Origin of the sequence: uncultured Alistipes sp., from assembly GCF_963931675.1 — a bacterium.
GTDB lineage: Bacteria > Bacteroidota > Bacteroidia > Bacteroidales > Rikenellaceae > Alistipes.
The window spans coordinates 3,225,708-3,240,353 of record NZ_OZ007039.1; the positions used below are offsets into that span (position 1 = coordinate 3,225,708).

A 14,646-nucleotide genomic window follows, 5' to 3' on the forward strand; every position below is an offset into this window, starting at 1 on the left:
TTAGAATCGTAAGTAGACATTCAGGAAATAGGTCGTGCCGAGCAGGTAGAAATACTTCGACGGGAAACGGCCGAAGACATAGTCTCCCGTGCCGGAAGCACGGACCTTGCTCATACGCATCTGCTCGTAACCGCCCGTGCGGATATTCTGGTCGTTGAGAATGTTCTTCACCTCCAGGCTGCAACCCAGCATGTAACGACCGAGGTACCAGTTCTTGCCCACGTTGGCGCTCAGCGTGAAGTATCCGCCGAACTCCTCCTGTGCCCGGAGCTCCTTGATCGAGTTGATCGCTCCGGCGATCACCTCCGCATCCGGATTCGCAGCCGAAATCTCGCTGGCAATCACATTCGTATAGTATTCCGAAGCCGTATTCGTGCGGTAGAACGGGTTCATCGACAGATAGAGACGGTCGTAGTAGTTCAGGTTCACCCCGGCAAACCAGCTGTTCGGGCCCTTGTAGTCCAAGCCTACGTTGATGGCCGTCTGCGGCGTGCTCTCCACGTGGTATCCCTTCCAGTTCACCTTGTCGCGCAGGACGATCTTGTCGACGTTGTCCACCGTCTGCACGAAGTCGGCGTTCGACGTGTAGGTGTAGTCACCCCAGCTGATCGCTCCGACGACCGAAATCCCGTTCCAGACCGGAATCGAAAGACCCAGTTCCACGCCGTAGTGCTCCTTGTCGATACCGCTCATCGCAAAGTTCGTGAACGAACTGCGCGTGTCGTCGTAGAACGAAATCACCTTCGACTGATCCTTGATCGTCGTGTAGTAACCCGACAGACGCGCCTTGATGTAGGGCAGGTTCAGATTGTAGGTCAGGTCCACGCCGAAGATCTTCTCGGCCTCCAGACCCGGCGTCGTGTTGTTGCGCGTACGCGGGGACACAAAGGCCGTATTGAACTTCGGAGCACGCTGCTCGATCATCGCATTGGCCTCCAGCGAGTGTGCGGACGAGAACTTGTAGCCCAACGAGATTTTGCCCTCGTAGGTCAGGTAGTCGAGTTTCTTCGAATCGCCCTTCGAATTGTCCGGGAACAGGCCCTTGCGCCACATACCCTCACGGTACATCTGCGAATAGCCGACCGATGCGCCGACGCCCAGCGAGAAACCGCCTTTCGCCCATGTGTAGTTCGCCCATGCCTCCGTTTCGAGCAGGTGGGCACGGTACCAGTAGCCGTACTTGTCTCCCTCGCGGGCAATCCGCGCGTGGCCCGTAGCCCAGTAGTAGTCCAGGTCGTTCTGGTAAGCCGTCTCGCTCGCCATGTCGCGCTCGGCGAACTTGTCGATGTCGTACCAGTAGTCGCCGCCCAGCAGATCCTTCACCTGCGAATAGTAGTCCGTGCGGTTCACGCGCAGGTTCGCACCACCTACGATCTTCATGTTGTTGCGCATGTTGTGCTGCACGTTCACGGCCAGGTTGTAGTCCAGCTGGTCGGTGTGGCGCTCCTCGATCATGTAGTTCGAACGCCGGCTGTCGCCCATCAGGTCCGTCAGCTCCGTATCGACGTACTGGTTCTTGTGGAAGAAGCCGTCATAATCCAGCATTCCGGTCCAGGCCTGGGCCGCCTGGATCGCACTCTGCGTGTAGAAATAGATCGTCTGATCGGTCGTCGTTCCCGGCAGTATCTGCGTGAAGTCCGACGACGGCATGTAACGGTAGTAGTCCCCGCGCGGGTCCGAACCGCCGTTCCACGTCAGCGCCGAATAGCCGTTCTTGCCGAAACGAAGCGACGTCGCAGCATTCAGGCGCGTGTTCTCCGACATGTCCCACGTGTAGTTCAGCATCACGATCGGCTCGTGCGTGTTGCGTACGCGCGAGTTGCGGAGCTTCCCGGCCTGGTAACCCACGTTCGGGTTGTAGTAGTTGTTGCCGAACAGGGCGTAGGCCTCGTCGGTCGAAGCCTGCTGCGCTCCTCGCTCCGCGGGCGATGCCAGCAGCGTCAGCGCCAGACGATGGTCCGTACCGAAGAGCTTCTCCACCGAAGCAAAATAGGCATACGAGTTGTAGTAAACCCCGTCCACGTAGCCGTTGCCGCCCTGGCGTGTGCCGATCGAGAAGGCGTAAGACCAGCCGTTGTCCAGCTGACCCGATCCGTAGGAGATCATCGCCCGGAAGCGGTACATCTGGTTGGCGTTCGACACGCTGACGCGGAAGCCCTTGCGAACCTGCGACGCCCGGGCATTGACGTTCGTCATGCCGCCGATGCCGCCGATGCCGAAATCCGCCATTTCGAGTCCCGTATAGTTCTCCTGGTTGCGCGTGGCATCGTTCAGACCGCTCCACAGCGACCACGGCCCGTAACCCGTCATGGCATCGTTGAAGCGGATGCCGTTCAGGTAGATGTCCGAATACTGCGAGTCGTAACCCCGGACGTTGAAACGCATCTCGCTGAAACGGTACGACGCAATGTTGTTGAACAGGTCCTTCGACGACGACAGCGACGACGGCAGAGCCTGCGTATCCGACGACGACGAGTCGCTGTCGAACTCCGCGAAGATCGCATCATCGAAAAATGCCGTGTTCGTGGGGCCCTCTGGAACCAGAATGACCTGTTTGAGGTCCTGGACATGCTCCGTACCCACACGGACCATGATCTCCTGCATCTCGAAATCCGGAGTCGAGAATTGCAGCGTATAGCTGCCTGCGGGAAGATTCTCCAACGTAAAGTAACCGTCGTTGTCGGTCATGACCTTCACGCCCAGCGACTCGATCTTCACCTCGACGTTGTTCAGGGCCACGCGTCCGTTGCGCGAAACCACCTTGCCGCGAACGCCCCCGCCCTGTGCATAGGACGCAAAACTTACGGCCGTGAACAGCAGAATAAGTAGAGTTTTCAGTTTCATACAAATATTGTTAGCGTGTTATTTGCCAATGTAGATATAGACCGGGAAGTGGTCGCTGAAACCGCCCTGGAAGTCGTTGCCCACGAACGTCCGCAACGGATAACCCTTGTACTGGCCCTCCTTCTGGAACATGTACGGACGGTGGAAGATTCCGCCGTAGAACTTCGATTTCCCGACCGGCTGAATCTTCAGCGATCCGGTCGATCCCGTGGCGAGGTTCTCCGAGACGACGATGTTGTCGAACAGGTTCCACTCGTCGCGGTAGGCCAGCGTCCCGTAACCGGCCTTGAGCAGGGCGATGAACGGGTTGAACATGTCGCCCTTCTGCACCTCCTTGATCTTGCCCTTGGCGCGCAGTCCCTCGACGATGCTCTTGTCCGTGGCATCGTCGTTCAGGTCGCCCATCACCACCACTTTCGTTGCGGGGTTCTTCGCCATGACCGAGTCGACGATGTGCTTCACCTGACGGGCAGCCTCCTCGCGTTTGGGCGACGAAGCCTCCTTGCCGCCCAGGCGCGACGGCCAGTGGTTGACCACGAAGAAGAAGGGCTCGCCTTCGATCGTGCCCCACATCGTCACGAAATCACGCGTCTTGAAGTCCGGCATCCCCGGCATCACGAACGGATGGGCCTTGCTGCCCTCCAGCTTGAAGACATCCGGACGATAGAAGAAGGCGACGTCCACACCGCGCGCATCGGGCGAATCGTAGTGAACGATCCGGTAGTTGCCGTGGGCGAGTTTCGGCTGTGCGATCACATCCTCCATCACCGAACGGTTCTCGATCTCCGAGACGCCGATCACCACGGGGAAATCCTTGTCCTCGGCGGCCAGGTCGAACAATACCCGTTCGAGGTTGGCGAGTTTCTTGCCGTACTTGACCGAATTCCACTGCTTCGGCCCCTCGGGCGTGAACTCCTCATCCTTCACCCCCGGATCGTTGATCGTGTCGAAGAGGTTCTCGAAGTTGTAGAAGACCACTTTATAGGGCTTCTGCGCAAAGCACGCCACCGCGATCAACACGGCAATCAGTCCTGTCAAAAGGTTTTTCTTCATAAAGGCTTTTAAGGTTTTAATGAACTATCTTGCTGTCAGTTTATTGCCAGTCCGGGCCATTGTGCGATGTCGGGCTCGCGGCTCTTCAGCTCGTCGGCCACCGCCGGATCGAGGTTTTCGAAGAAGGTGAAGCCCGTCCGCTCCTCGACCTCCCGGACCGTGCAGGCCGCCTCGCGGAGCGACATCTCACCACCGGACCGGTCGTTCGGGAAGATAAACCCGATGGCCTGCAACTCGTCGGCCGAGAACTCCCAGATCTGGCGGTTCTCGTTCTGGTCGCGCTTCTGCTTCAGGAGCACCTTCCAGCATTTCGAGGGTACACTCACGCCGGAGACCTGTGCCGATCCCGGGATAGTCCCCGTCACGACGAACAGCGTGTCGTAACGCATCCTGGTGACCGTCGTGGGGGCCCAGGCCCGTATCTTGTCTTCGAGCGTCACCCAACTGCCGCCGTTGAAGTCGTAGTTCTGGGGCATGATGTTCGTGGAGTAGAAGGTCATCGCGTTGGTTTCGTCCGTATTGTAGCGGTCGGCCGAGGGGCACTGGTGGCCACGGGCATAACCGCGGCCGTATGTATTCCGGACATCGTACTGCAGGCTGCGGTCGATGACGGGCAGCTGGTCGTTGGGATCGTATGCCCAGGCATCCGTCCGGCCCGAATTGGGCGAGGTATAGCAGCCGTGCAACGGGTAGGCGACCCACAGCGCCACGCGGCTCTTCGTATCGTAGCAGATCGAGAAGTTGCGCCGATAGCCGCCCGTAAGGTACCTGTTCGTGCCGCGCAGCGTCGTATAGTAGGTTTTGTAGATATAACTGGATCCCTGTCTGTAAGCGGGTTGTTCGCCCCAGGGACGTTGGTATTCCGGATTCTGCGAGGCGGGCATCTGCCACATCGTCAGCAGGGCGGTATAACCGTTCGAGAAGGTCACGGTAATCTCTGCCGCACGGTATTGGCCGGAGGTGTTCTCCCCGATGGAGAGGGTGAGGGATTCTCCGACGCTTGCGGCCGCCACCGCAGTATTGGAAGGGAACGAGCACCAGTTTCCGTCGCTCTCCGCGAGGGAGATCGTCGCCACGAAGGAGGTCCCGGCGGGGCCTTGCGTGGTCAAGGTGTTCGTTGTAGCGGAACAATTCACGGTCGCTGCAGCCAGCGCGGCGGCATTTTCCGCCGCATCGTCATCGTCGCTGCATCCCGCGAAGAGGACAAGCAGGGCCGCAAGAATCAAAATCGGCCGGACTGTCGTCTTGAAAAACTCGAAAAACATCCAAAAAGCGTCAAAAATGGGGCATTGGAGCCCTTACAGGTAGATATTTTAGAAACCAAACTCTTGACGGGATATTTTTCAATACCCCGCCAAGAGTGGTTGGTTTATAAGTCGGTTTCCTCGACTGTTAGATTATTCAGCCGGATTGATGGCAATCGACTTGATATACATAGCCTTCTCCGTATTCGTCAGTTCGATCACAATCTCTCCCGATACCGGCGATGAGGGAGTAAATGTATAATCCGTAGCATTCAAGACAAGGCTTTGAGTTTCACCAATCTGGGTTCCGCCCACTTTCACAGCCAACTTACCGTCTCCGCCACTTCCAATAGAAGCGTTGACAACAATCTTCACAATCGATCCGGTATAGTCAGAGGTTGTAAGGGTATAGGATTTTACAGGTTTAGAACTTGATCCGAATTGAACTCCTTTTCCATTATTCGAATCCCAACCGATATAAGTAGCATTAGGATAAGTCCAGTTCATTGCAGGAGTACCACAGTTTTCTGCCGTTCCTGCACTTGTGGAAATCACGCCTGACGCCAGCGTCCAGAGATAAGCCGGGCCTTCGTCGCCGGTCGGTTTTGCCAACTGCTTCAGCTTTACGGTAGCCTGAGCGACAGCCTCACCGCCTTCCGAAGCAGCCGCATAGATCGTCAGCGTAGCTTCACGAGCTGCTCCCTCATTAGCCGCAGCCGTTACCGCTACCGAGCTGCCCGAAATCTCACCCGAAGGTACCGAGAAACCTGCACCGTCGACCTTCGCATAAACCTTGTTGGCTCCAAGGTTGCCGGCCGTAAAGGCTACATTGATCGTCTCTCCGTCTGCCTTGAACGAAGCAGGTGCCGTAGCTTTGATATACGGGGTCGTCGAGTTCACCGTAATTTCATACGGGAAAACCTTGATACGAGTGATGGCTCCATCTCCCGATACGGATTTACCGACAGCATATCCCTTGACGACAACCGGGAGGTCCAGCACCGAAGCATTCGGCGTATAATACTGAATCGATCCCTGAATATCGGATACTCCATCAAACATCAGATTATAGTAAGAGTCATCCTTGACAATGGTACCCGTCAACTCGATAGCTTTGCAAGTAACATTGTTCAGGTAATTGCGAACATCCTCAACCGAATATTCGGTAAACTCATACGTCCAGGCATTCCCCGAAGAGACCTTCGTAATCGTAGCATCCTTCGTGCTGAACTGCGGCGTGTTATCCGGAGCCTTGAAAATCGTCACGGGACCCGAAATGTCGATATTGTCACCAACAGCAAATTCGTTCGAGCCATAAACCAACATGGCACCCGTCTGATCGGCAATCATAAAGGCTTTATCGCTGCGGGTTACCACCGTAACATTTTTCAACTCAAAAGTGCCTTCTTCCGTAATCTTGCTGATCGTAGTCGCCGAGGACTCCACCTCGAAGAGCGGTTCCGTCATACCCTTCAGGTCGTTGGCATTGTTAGGCGAAAGCGTCGGCTTCTGCTTATCGAACGATACACAGCCTTTGATGTAACCGGCGTTTGAAGGAATCGTCTCGTTCTTGGCCCAGGTTGCAGAATAGCTGTTAAACGACAGCGTAATGATCGAACCGTCCGGAGTCTGGAACGATTGATTCGCATAATCTTTACCATTCCCATTATAATAAGCCTGGCCACGGATTGCCTCTACAGGCTGCGAATAGATCTGGACATACTGCGACTGATAGTTGATCAGGTCAGCTACATTGGCCACCGTAATAGGCTCAGGCATATTGCCGCTCTCGCTGACAATTTCGATTGCCGGATCCGTAAGATCGGAGAAATCAACCTGATACTGCACATCGTTGTAACGCTGTGCAATACCGCCCTTGAGATCGAGCGATACGATCGATCCTTGCGGAAGGTTATAATCCGTATCTCTATTATTACCGATGTAACCGTCAAAGCGGACCAACAGACCGGCACCCGGTTCCGTCGTATTGTCGGCAATCATGATCTGGTGGTTGTTGATGTTTTCGCCCTCGTAATCCGATACGACAATACCCGTCACAACCGTGGATGCGCTCACGGCCTGGCCGTCAAATGTCAGCGTTTCACGAATCTGTTTTACATTGGTCTTCACCTCCGTCGAGCCATCTTCGTTCTGCATGATCGTGATCGTCACCTTGTCCTGGAGAGGAATCCCCTCAAACGAACCCGCCGTCGTTACCGTGGCCGTAATCGTACGCTCGGCCTCCCGAGATCCCAACTCGAATTTCAACGACGTAGTACCTCTGCCGCCCGTTGCCGGTACAGCCTCACAGTCGGCAACGTCGTCCCCGCTGAACGTTACCGTCCAGTCACCCGAGGATTCGATCGTCACGGCTTCCGTCTCACCACCCTCCAACGCTACGGCAACCGTCGCGGTCTTGCTGCCGCCGTTCACCGTGATCGACGGAATACCGCCGCCATCATCCGAATCATCGTCCGAACATCCGGTAAAGGCCGCTACGGTCAATACCGAAAAGAACAATGTCTTCCACAAATTAACTTTTTTCATAAAAGTGAGTATTAGTTAAAAAAACTGTAGCCAATCCTATTTTTTTAAAAAATTGTAATTACATAACACCGATTGGGTCCTCAAAGGTAAAATTATTTCCCGAATTTGCAAAAAATTGTAACAATCTTTTCATATAAATCCGGAACTTCCGAACACTTACCGGATCCGGTCCGCACTCCGGACCAGCACTTCGTCCCGGAAAATAGCCCGCGAAGCCAACCAGGCAAACAGCAGACTTACAACGGGTAATACAATGGATATGCCAACCCCGTGCGTCGAAAACGACAATTCCGAAACGACCCGGCTGCCCAAATAGTAATAAATGCCCTCCATCACCGCACTCCCGACCAGCAGCACCATCTCAGCCACGCACAGCCGGATCTGAAGCAGACGCCGCCGGTACAGAAAAACCGTGACCAACGGCAACAGCGCCGCCGCCGAAAGCAGGATCCCCAGATAAACCGCCGGCTGGAGCACCTCGCCTCCCGCATCCTTCAGTGCAAAGGCGTAGAGCCCGAACTCCTCGCCTCCGCCCCCGAACCATGCCAGACGCGAAAATAACGTGACGGCCATCAAGGCCGTAATAATCAACAGATAAAGGCTTTGAATTCGTTGTATCATCGTTTACAGGGTTTTGTCGATCAGGTATTTGTTGCGGTCCGTGGAGTTGCGGTTGATCAGCTCGCCCAGGAAGCCCGCCAAAAACAGCTGCACGCCCAGAATCACGGCCAGAATGGCCAGATAGAACAGCGGTTGGTCCGTCACCCCCCGCAACGGAAGCCCGTGGAACTGTTTCCACAGCTTCTCGCAGATCAGCCAGCACGTCGTGCCTCCACCCAGAAGGAACATCACCGTCCCCAGTCCGCCGAAAAAGTACATCGGCGACCGCCCGAAATGCGTCATGAACATCACCGAAATCAGGTCCAGATACCCTTTCACGGTGCGTTCCAGCCCGAATTTCGAGTGTCCGTACTTGCGGGCATGGTGTTCGACGACCTTCTCGCCGATGCGTCGGAATCCGGCCTGTTTGGCCAGGATCGGAATGAAGCGGTGCATCTCGCCGTAGACCTCGATCGACTTCACGACCTTGCGCCGGTAGGCTTTCAGGCCGCAGTTGAAGTCGTGGAGCCGGATGCCCGAGGCCCGGCGCGCCGTCCAGTTGAAGAATTTGCTCGGCCACCGCTTCCCGATCGGGTCGTAGCGCTTCTTCTTCCAGCCCGAAACAAGGTCGTAGCCCTCGTCGAGGATCATCCGCCGCAGGGCCGGGATCTCGTCCGGCGAATCCTGCAGGTCGGCATCCATCGTGAAGACCACCTCGCCCCCGGCCGCCGCAAAACCGCAGTACAGGGCCGCGGATTTCCCGTAGTTGCGGCTGAAGCGGATGCCCCGGATCGCCGGGTAGCGCGGTTTGAGCTGCTCGACCGTCGCCCACGAATTGTCCGACGAGCCGTCGTCCACGAAGATCAGCTCGTAGCTCAGGGCATTCGCGCGGGCCACGCGGTCGATCCACGCCGCCAGTTCCGGCAACGACTCCTCCTCGTTATAGAGCGGTACGACGACCGAAATGTCCAGTTTTTCCATCCTGCGAATCACTCGTTACCCGGCTCTCCGAACGGCCGGGGTGCCCGGGAAAGGACGCCCGCGATAATCAGGCCGAACACGGCGCCGAACAGCAGGCTGCTGAAAATTCCGCCCCAGAGCGTCTGCAGCACCGACGGTACGGGTGCCGTCTGCAGTTGTTCCATGCTCTGCGCGAAAAGGCCCTCCATCGAGGCCGGGATCCCTCCGCTGCCCGCAACGATCCTCTCCACGGCGGCAATCAGCCGGTCGACATACGCGGAGTAGCCCACCGCCACATGGAGGTAGAGCGCCTGCACGGCCCCGACGATGATCCCGGCAAGTCCCGACACGGCAAGCACGGACGTATAACCCTGCATGAAGGAGAATCCCTCTTCGGCCGTACAGAGTGCCGAACGGCTGCGCGCGAAACGGTGCAGCAGATAATAGTGCGCGACCACCACGGCGATCCACTCCACGAGATAGAGCATATAAAGGCCCGCCCGCCCCGCAAGCGTGATCTGATTCTCCACGACAAACGATACGGCAAGCAACACTCCGAGGATAGCCCCGGCCTTCGCAGCATCGTTCCAGAAATTGTTCCTGTTCATCTTTTTATCGCGTTCCTTAAACGTTTCCTGTTGTCCTATTGCAATTCGCCCCTGCCCTCGCGGAGAATTTCCGGCTCATCGCCCGTGAGATCCACCACCGTCGTGGGGACATTGTCTCCCATCCCGCCGTCGATGACCAGCGAGACCTCGCGGCCGTAGCGCTCCTCGATCAGTTCCGGGTCGGTCGTATATTCGACCACCTCGTCGTCATCCTTGACCGAGGCCGTGACCATCGGGCACCCCAGCGCCTCGACCACCGCCCGCGCCACCGGATGGGCCGGAATGCGGATTCCGATCGTGCGGCGACGCTCCAGCGCCTTGTCCGGCACCCGCGACGAGGCCGGCAGGATGAAGGTAAAGGGGCCCGGGAGGTTGCGTTTCAGAATCCGGAAGGCCGCATTGTCCACCCGACAATATTCGGCCACCCCGGCAATGTCGTCGAAAACCACGGTCAGCGGCGCGTCACTGCGCCCGCGCAGGCGACGCAGCCGGTCCACGGCCTTGGCCGAGCGCAGCGAACATCCGAACGCATAGACGCTGTCGGTGGGATAAATCACGATCCCGTCGCGCTCCAGGGCCTCAACGACCCGCGTCAATTCCCTTTCCGAAGGGTTCTGTCCGTATATCTTTACCAACATGGGATCGCAAATATACGAAAAATACCGATATTTTATCCGGTTATTTGATTTTCCGGCGGTTCAATTCCGCACTATAGGCCCGGGCATTGCGGTTGTGTTCGCTCAGCGTCCGCGCAAAGTTGTGGTACCCGTCGAAGGTCGGACGCGCGCAGAAGAAGATATAGTCGTGCTCCTCGAAGTCGAGCACCGCCTCGATGGCATTCTTCCCCGGCATACAGATCGGCGAGGGCGGAAGGCCCTTATTTATATAGGTATTGTAGGGAGACGGGTATTTCAGGTGCTTGTAGAGGATGCGCCGCAGCCCGAAATCCTGCATGGCATACTTTACCGTCGGGTCGGCCTGCAACGGAATGCCGCGCCGCAGGCGGTTGACATAGACACCAGCGATCCGGGGCATCTCGTCCGTCTTGCGCGTCTCCTCGTAGACGATCGATGCCAGGGTCATCACCTCCAGGCGGCTCAAACCGCTCCGCTGGCGTTTGGCATCCCGTTCCGGGGTCCAGAAACGGTCGTATTCGCGCTTCATGCGCCGCACGAACTCCTCGGGCGACACCGTCCAGTAGCATTCGTAGGTGTCGGGGAGGAACATCGAGAAGAGCGTCACGCTGTCGAAGCCCGCCTCGGCGGCCAGCTCCCGCGAGGTCAGCGCCGCGGCGAACGACGCCGAATCGGCATCAAGCTGCCACGACAGCCGCCGGGCCAGTTGGGCCGGGGTCCGGACGTTCTGGATCGTTACCCGCACGGGCGTCTGCATCCCGAGCTTGAGCATCCGCACGACCTCGATGACGTTCATCCCGGGGCGCAGGAGGTAGTGCCCGGGCTTGAAGCTCCCGGCCAGGTCGAGGCGCCGGGCGTAGGCCCGGAAAGCGGCATGGTGCCGGATCCGGGGCATCAGCGAATCGGTCAGCGTTTCGTAGGAGGCACGCGAACTCACGAAAAGTTCGGACTCCTGCCCGACGGCGCGGCCCTTGAACTGCACGATCAGCAGCACGGCGGCCGCAGCCCCCAGGACGACACACGCCAGAAAGATCCGGAGCAAAGTTTTTTTACGCATTTCGCCATTTTTTTTGCAAAGATAGGAAAATATTCCTACTTTTGCACCCCGGGTGAGTCTTACACGACCAGCTCCCGCAGAATCCCCCAGGCGAGGAATCGAGCAAGGGTATGCGGTCGTAGCGGTGCGATGCAAGTAGCTCACCCTTTTTTTGTGCCTTGCGGCGTCCGGACAGAATCCGGGCGCCGTTTTTCGTGAGAGGTGTGGGGGGGCTTTTTCGGGAGCAGGAGGTGCGACGGAGGGGGTTGCCCGGGCGTTTTTTCCGCAAGGGAAGGGGCTATCCAGGCACCTTTTCCGGGCAGGCAGCAGGCGGGGTCACACCCGGGACTGTACGGCACGCCGGGCCCGATCGGCCGCCTCGCGGGCCTGCAGCAGCGGCAGGTGCCGCTTGACATGGATCCAAAGCATCCGCAGAAAACCCAGCGCCAGGGGCTCGTCGTAGACCATGCGGCGCATCCAGCGGCAGGCCCACCAGCGGCGCAGCCGGAACCAGATGCCGGGCAGCCGTCGTCCGGGAACCGGGCCCGAAAACGGAGGATGCAGGACGGCTTCCAGTATCCGGCGTTCGAGCCGGGGGTCCCGACGGACCGGCGGAAGGAGATCGGCATCAAGCCCCAGGAAGCCGATGCAGACCCCCTGGAAACCATCGACGAAGGAGTGCATCCCCGACTTCCGGACGGCAGACTGCACGACCGGCCAGTCGATGCGGTCGTGGCAGGCCGCGACGAATCGCATCCAGTCGGCGAAGTGCCGCAGGCCGATGGCGCCCCCCGCGAAGTGTCCGGCAGCGTGGCGCAGCAGGAAGAGGGCATTGAAGGTCGCCGGAGGAAGGTAAACCCGTGTATCCCCCACTTCTACAAACTCCCCGGGGTGTGCGGCAAGGCGCTTGAGCAGCCGTTCGAGACGGCGGTTCGAGGCGCAGGTGCGCGTATTGAGGAAATCGTAGTGGTTTTCGACGGGAATATCGTCGAGCCGGAAGGTCGTGTGGTGCTCCTTCTGCGTGTCGACCTCGATGCCCAGCTCCCGGGCGAGGGCCGCATCGCCCCCGGGCTGGTGCCCGAAGAGCCAGATGTCGACATCCCCGCACGGGCGGTGCTCCGGAACCGGATAGCAGCGGCTCAGCCCGCACCCCTTGAGCAGCATCATCGGAATGCCGTGCCGGGCATAGAACGCCGCCAGACGGGCGACGGCCCGGTACTGCCGCCGCCAGCGCCGCTCGACCCGCACGGTCTCGAACGCCCACCGAAGGCGCAGCGCCTTCGGAGGCTGCTGCTCCGCGGGAAGCCGCTCCAGCACCTCCCAGAGCAGGGCCAGGACCCCCTGTTGCGCCGCCAGCCCGTAGAGCCGCTCCCAGGCGGCGGCATCGCACGCCGCCAGCCGCCGGGAATCCTCGGGAGACCCCCACAAGGCCCGGCGCAGCAATTGAATCAAAAGGTTTTCCGGATCGTTCTTTTCCATGTCGGGATTCGGGACCCGCCCCACCGGCTCCCGGTTTCGGGGCCCGGACAGCGGCATTCCGGGAGCTGCACTCCGCAAGAACCGCGCCCGAACCTCACGATCTTCCGGGAAAACGACAAATATTTCCCCAATCGGAAATAAAAAGCTATCTTTGTTCGATTGAAAAAACACACTATGAAAGGTATCGTCCTGGCCGGAGGCGCCGGCACCCGTCTATATCCCATCACCAAGGGCGTGAGCAAACAGCTCCTCCCGATTTACGACAAGCCGATGGTCTACTACCCCATTTCGGTGCTGATGCTGGCCGGGATCCGCGACATCCTGCTGATCTCGACCCCCACGGACCTCCCGGGATTCCAGCGCCTGCTGGGCGACGGGTCCGATTTCGGCGTGCGGATGAGCTACGCCGAGCAGCCCTCGCCCGACGGACTGGCCCAGGCCTTTCTGATCGGGGAGGAGTTCATCGGAAAGGATCCGGTCTGCCTGATCCTCGGCGACAACATCTTCCACGGTTCCGGGTTCACGGGAATACTCCGCGAGGCCGTCCGCACAGCCGAGGAGGAGTCCAAGGCCACCGTCTTCGGCTACCGCGTCGAGGACCCCGAGCGCTACGGAGTCGCCGAATTCGATGCCGCCGGAAACTGCCTCTCCATCGAGGAAAAACCCGAAAAGCCCAAATCCAACTACGCCGTCGTAGGGCTCTACTTCTATCCCAACAAGGTCGTCGAGGTGGCCAGGAGCATCAGGCCTTCGGCCCGCGGCGAACTGGAGATCACCTCCGTGAACCAGGCCTTCCTCCACGACGGTGAACTCAAGGTCCAGACCCTGCAGCGCGGATTCGCCTGGCTCGACACCGGCACGCACGACTCGCTGGCCGAAGCCTCGATCTTCGTCGAGGTGATCGAGAAGCGGCAGGGGCTGAAGATCGCCTGTCTGGAAGGAATCGCCTACCACAACGGCTGGATCCCGGCCGGGAAGGTCCGCGAAGTCGCCCGCCCGATGCTCAAGAACCAGTACGGACAGTACCTGTTGAAACTCATCGACGAAAAATAAGACGAAAACAATCCGCATGAACGTTCTGAAAACCGATATAGAAGGGGTCGTCATCATTGAACCCCGCATCTTCCGCGATGACCGCGGCTACTTCTTCGAGTCGTTCTCGCAGCGCGAGTTTCAGGAGAAGGTTTGCAATACGGTTTTTGTCCAGGACAACGAGAGCAAATCGAGTTACGGCGTGCTCCGCGGGCTGCATTTCCAGAAACCGCCCCATGCGCAGTCGAAACTCGTCCGCGTCATCAAGGGGGCCGTGCTGGACGTCGCCGTCGATATACGCCGCGGGTCCCCCACCTTCGGACAGCATGTCGCCGTGGAGCTCTCGGGCGACAACCACCGCCAACTCTTCATCCCCCGGGGATTCGCACACGGATTCAGCGTCCTGACCGACGAGGTGGTATTCCAGTACAAGTGCGACAACTTCTACGCCCCGCAGTCGGAAGGCGCCCTGGCCTGGAACGACCCCGATCTGGCAATCGACTGGCGGATCCCGGCCGACAAGCTCCTCCTCTCGGAGAAGGACCGGCATCACTGCCGCCTGCGCGATGCCGAATGGCTCTTCGATTACCGCGAAAAACGCTATTAAA

At 58.6% G+C, this 14,646-nt stretch carries 12 protein-coding genes and 1 other RNA gene; 3 read left to right on the forward strand and 10 right to left on the reverse strand.

What is annotated here, in order from left to right; all coding sequences use genetic code 11:
* From ABGT65_RS13770 to mltG, 9 genes are all read right to left on the reverse strand, one after another.
* The gene (locus ABGT65_RS13770; RefSeq protein ID WP_346702948.1) at nucleotides 1-2,844 is read right to left on the reverse strand and encodes a TonB-dependent receptor; all 2,844 of its coding nucleotides are present in this window, start codon (nucleotides 2,842-2,844) and stop codon (nucleotides 1-3) included.
* Nucleotides 2,845-2,862: 18 nt separating this feature from the next.
* Entirely contained in the window at nucleotides 2,863-3,897 is a 1,035-nt protein-coding gene (locus ABGT65_RS13775) for an endonuclease/exonuclease/phosphatase family protein (RefSeq protein WP_346702949.1), read from the reverse strand.
* A 35-nt stretch (nucleotides 3,898-3,932) separates the two neighbouring features.
* Nucleotides 3,933-5,162 (reverse strand): DNA/RNA non-specific endonuclease, encoded by a 1,230-nt coding sequence (locus tag ABGT65_RS13780; protein WP_346702950.1) that lies wholly within the window; start codon nucleotides 5,160-5,162, stop codon nucleotides 3,933-3,935.
* A 132-nt stretch (nucleotides 5,163-5,294) separates the two neighbouring features.
* A complete protein-coding gene (locus ABGT65_RS13785; RefSeq protein ID WP_346702951.1) occupies nucleotides 5,295-7,688 on the reverse strand; it encodes a DUF5689 domain-containing protein in 2,394 nt (797 codons plus the stop codon).
* 156 nt (nucleotides 7,689-7,844) lie between these two features.
* Nucleotides 7,845-8,309, reverse strand: a complete 465-nt coding sequence (locus tag ABGT65_RS13790) for a DUF4293 domain-containing protein (RefSeq protein ID WP_346702952.1) — start codon at nucleotides 8,307-8,309, stop codon at nucleotides 7,845-7,847.
* 3 nt (nucleotides 8,310-8,312) lie between these two features.
* Complete coding sequence (locus ABGT65_RS13795; protein ID WP_346702953.1) at nucleotides 8,313-9,269, reverse strand: glycosyltransferase family 2 protein; 957 nt, start codon at nucleotides 9,267-9,269, stop codon at nucleotides 8,313-8,315.
* A gap of 8 nt (nucleotides 9,270-9,277) precedes the next feature.
* Complete coding sequence (locus ABGT65_RS13800; RefSeq protein ID WP_346702954.1) at nucleotides 9,278-9,856, reverse strand: DUF4199 domain-containing protein; 579 nt, start codon at nucleotides 9,854-9,856, stop codon at nucleotides 9,278-9,280.
* Nucleotides 9,857-9,891: 35 nt separating this feature from the next.
* A complete protein-coding gene (locus ABGT65_RS13805) occupies nucleotides 9,892-10,494 on the reverse strand; it encodes an L-threonylcarbamoyladenylate synthase (protein WP_346702955.1) in 603 nt (200 codons plus the stop codon).
* A 40-nt stretch (nucleotides 10,495-10,534) separates the two neighbouring features.
* The gene (gene mltG / locus ABGT65_RS13810) at nucleotides 10,535-11,548 is read right to left on the reverse strand and encodes an endolytic transglycosylase MltG (RefSeq protein WP_346702956.1); all 1,014 of its coding nucleotides are present in this window, start codon (nucleotides 11,546-11,548) and stop codon (nucleotides 10,535-10,537) included.
* A gap of 50 nt (nucleotides 11,549-11,598) precedes the next feature.
* Between mltG and ffs the strand changes: the two genes are divergently transcribed.
* Nucleotides 11,599-11,697, forward strand: an RNA gene (gene ffs / locus ABGT65_RS13815) — signal recognition particle sRNA small type.
* A gap of 166 nt (nucleotides 11,698-11,863) precedes the next feature.
* Here ffs and ABGT65_RS13820 read toward each other — a convergent pair.
* Entirely contained in the window at nucleotides 11,864-13,006 is a 1,143-nt protein-coding gene (locus tag ABGT65_RS13820; RefSeq protein ID WP_346702957.1) for a nucleotidyltransferase family protein, read from the reverse strand.
* 174 nt (nucleotides 13,007-13,180) lie between these two features.
* Here ABGT65_RS13820 and rfbA point away from each other — a divergent pair, with 174 nt between their 5' ends.
* Nucleotides 13,181-14,059 (forward strand): glucose-1-phosphate thymidylyltransferase RfbA, encoded by an 879-nt coding sequence (gene rfbA / locus ABGT65_RS13825; RefSeq protein WP_346702958.1) that lies wholly within the window; start codon nucleotides 13,181-13,183, stop codon nucleotides 14,057-14,059.
* A 16-nt stretch (nucleotides 14,060-14,075) separates the two neighbouring features.
* Complete coding sequence (rfbC, locus tag ABGT65_RS13830; protein WP_346702959.1) at nucleotides 14,076-14,645, forward strand: dTDP-4-dehydrorhamnose 3,5-epimerase; 570 nt, start codon at nucleotides 14,076-14,078, stop codon at nucleotides 14,643-14,645.
* Nucleotide 14,646 lies beyond the last annotated feature (1 nt).

Bases quoted from the DNA above. Each gene is read 5' to 3' on its own strand.
- ABGT65_RS13820 (WP_346702957.1), bottom strand. From the start codon at position 13,006: ATGGAAAAGAACGATCCGGAAAACCTTTTGATTCAATTGCTGCGCCGG.
- ABGT65_RS13800 (WP_346702954.1), bottom strand. From the start codon at position 9,856: ATGAACAGGAACAATTTCTGGAACGATGCTGCGAAGGCCGGGGCTATC.
- ABGT65_RS13785 (WP_346702951.1), bottom strand. From the start codon at position 7,688: ATGAAAAAAGTTAATTTGTGGAAGACATTGTTCTTTTCGGTATTGACC.
- ABGT65_RS13805 (WP_346702955.1), bottom strand. From the start codon at position 10,494: ATGTTGGTAAAGATATACGGACAGAACCCTTCGGAAAGGGAATTGACG.
- mltG (WP_346702956.1), bottom strand. From the start codon at position 11,548: ATGCGTAAAAAAACTTTGCTCCGGATCTTTCTGGCGTGTGTCGTCCTG.
- rfbA (WP_346702958.1), top strand. From the start codon at position 13,181: ATGAAAGGTATCGTCCTGGCCGGAGGCGCCGGCACCCGTCTATATCCC.
- ABGT65_RS13775 (WP_346702949.1), bottom strand. From the start codon at position 3,897: ATGAAGAAAAACCTTTTGACAGGACTGATTGCCGTGTTGATCGCGGTG.
- ABGT65_RS13795 (WP_346702953.1), bottom strand. From the start codon at position 9,269: ATGGAAAAACTGGACATTTCGGTCGTCGTACCGCTCTATAACGAGGAG.
- rfbC (WP_346702959.1), top strand. From the start codon at position 14,076: ATGAACGTTCTGAAAACCGATATAGAAGGGGTCGTCATCATTGAACCC.
- ABGT65_RS13790 (WP_346702952.1), bottom strand. From the start codon at position 8,309: ATGATACAACGAATTCAAAGCCTTTATCTGTTGATTATTACGGCCTTG.
- ABGT65_RS13780 (WP_346702950.1), bottom strand. From the start codon at position 5,162: ATGTTTTTCGAGTTTTTCAAGACGACAGTCCGGCCGATTTTGATTCTT.
- ABGT65_RS13770 (WP_346702948.1), bottom strand. From the start codon at position 2,844: ATGAAACTGAAAACTCTACTTATTCTGCTGTTCACGGCCGTAAGTTTT.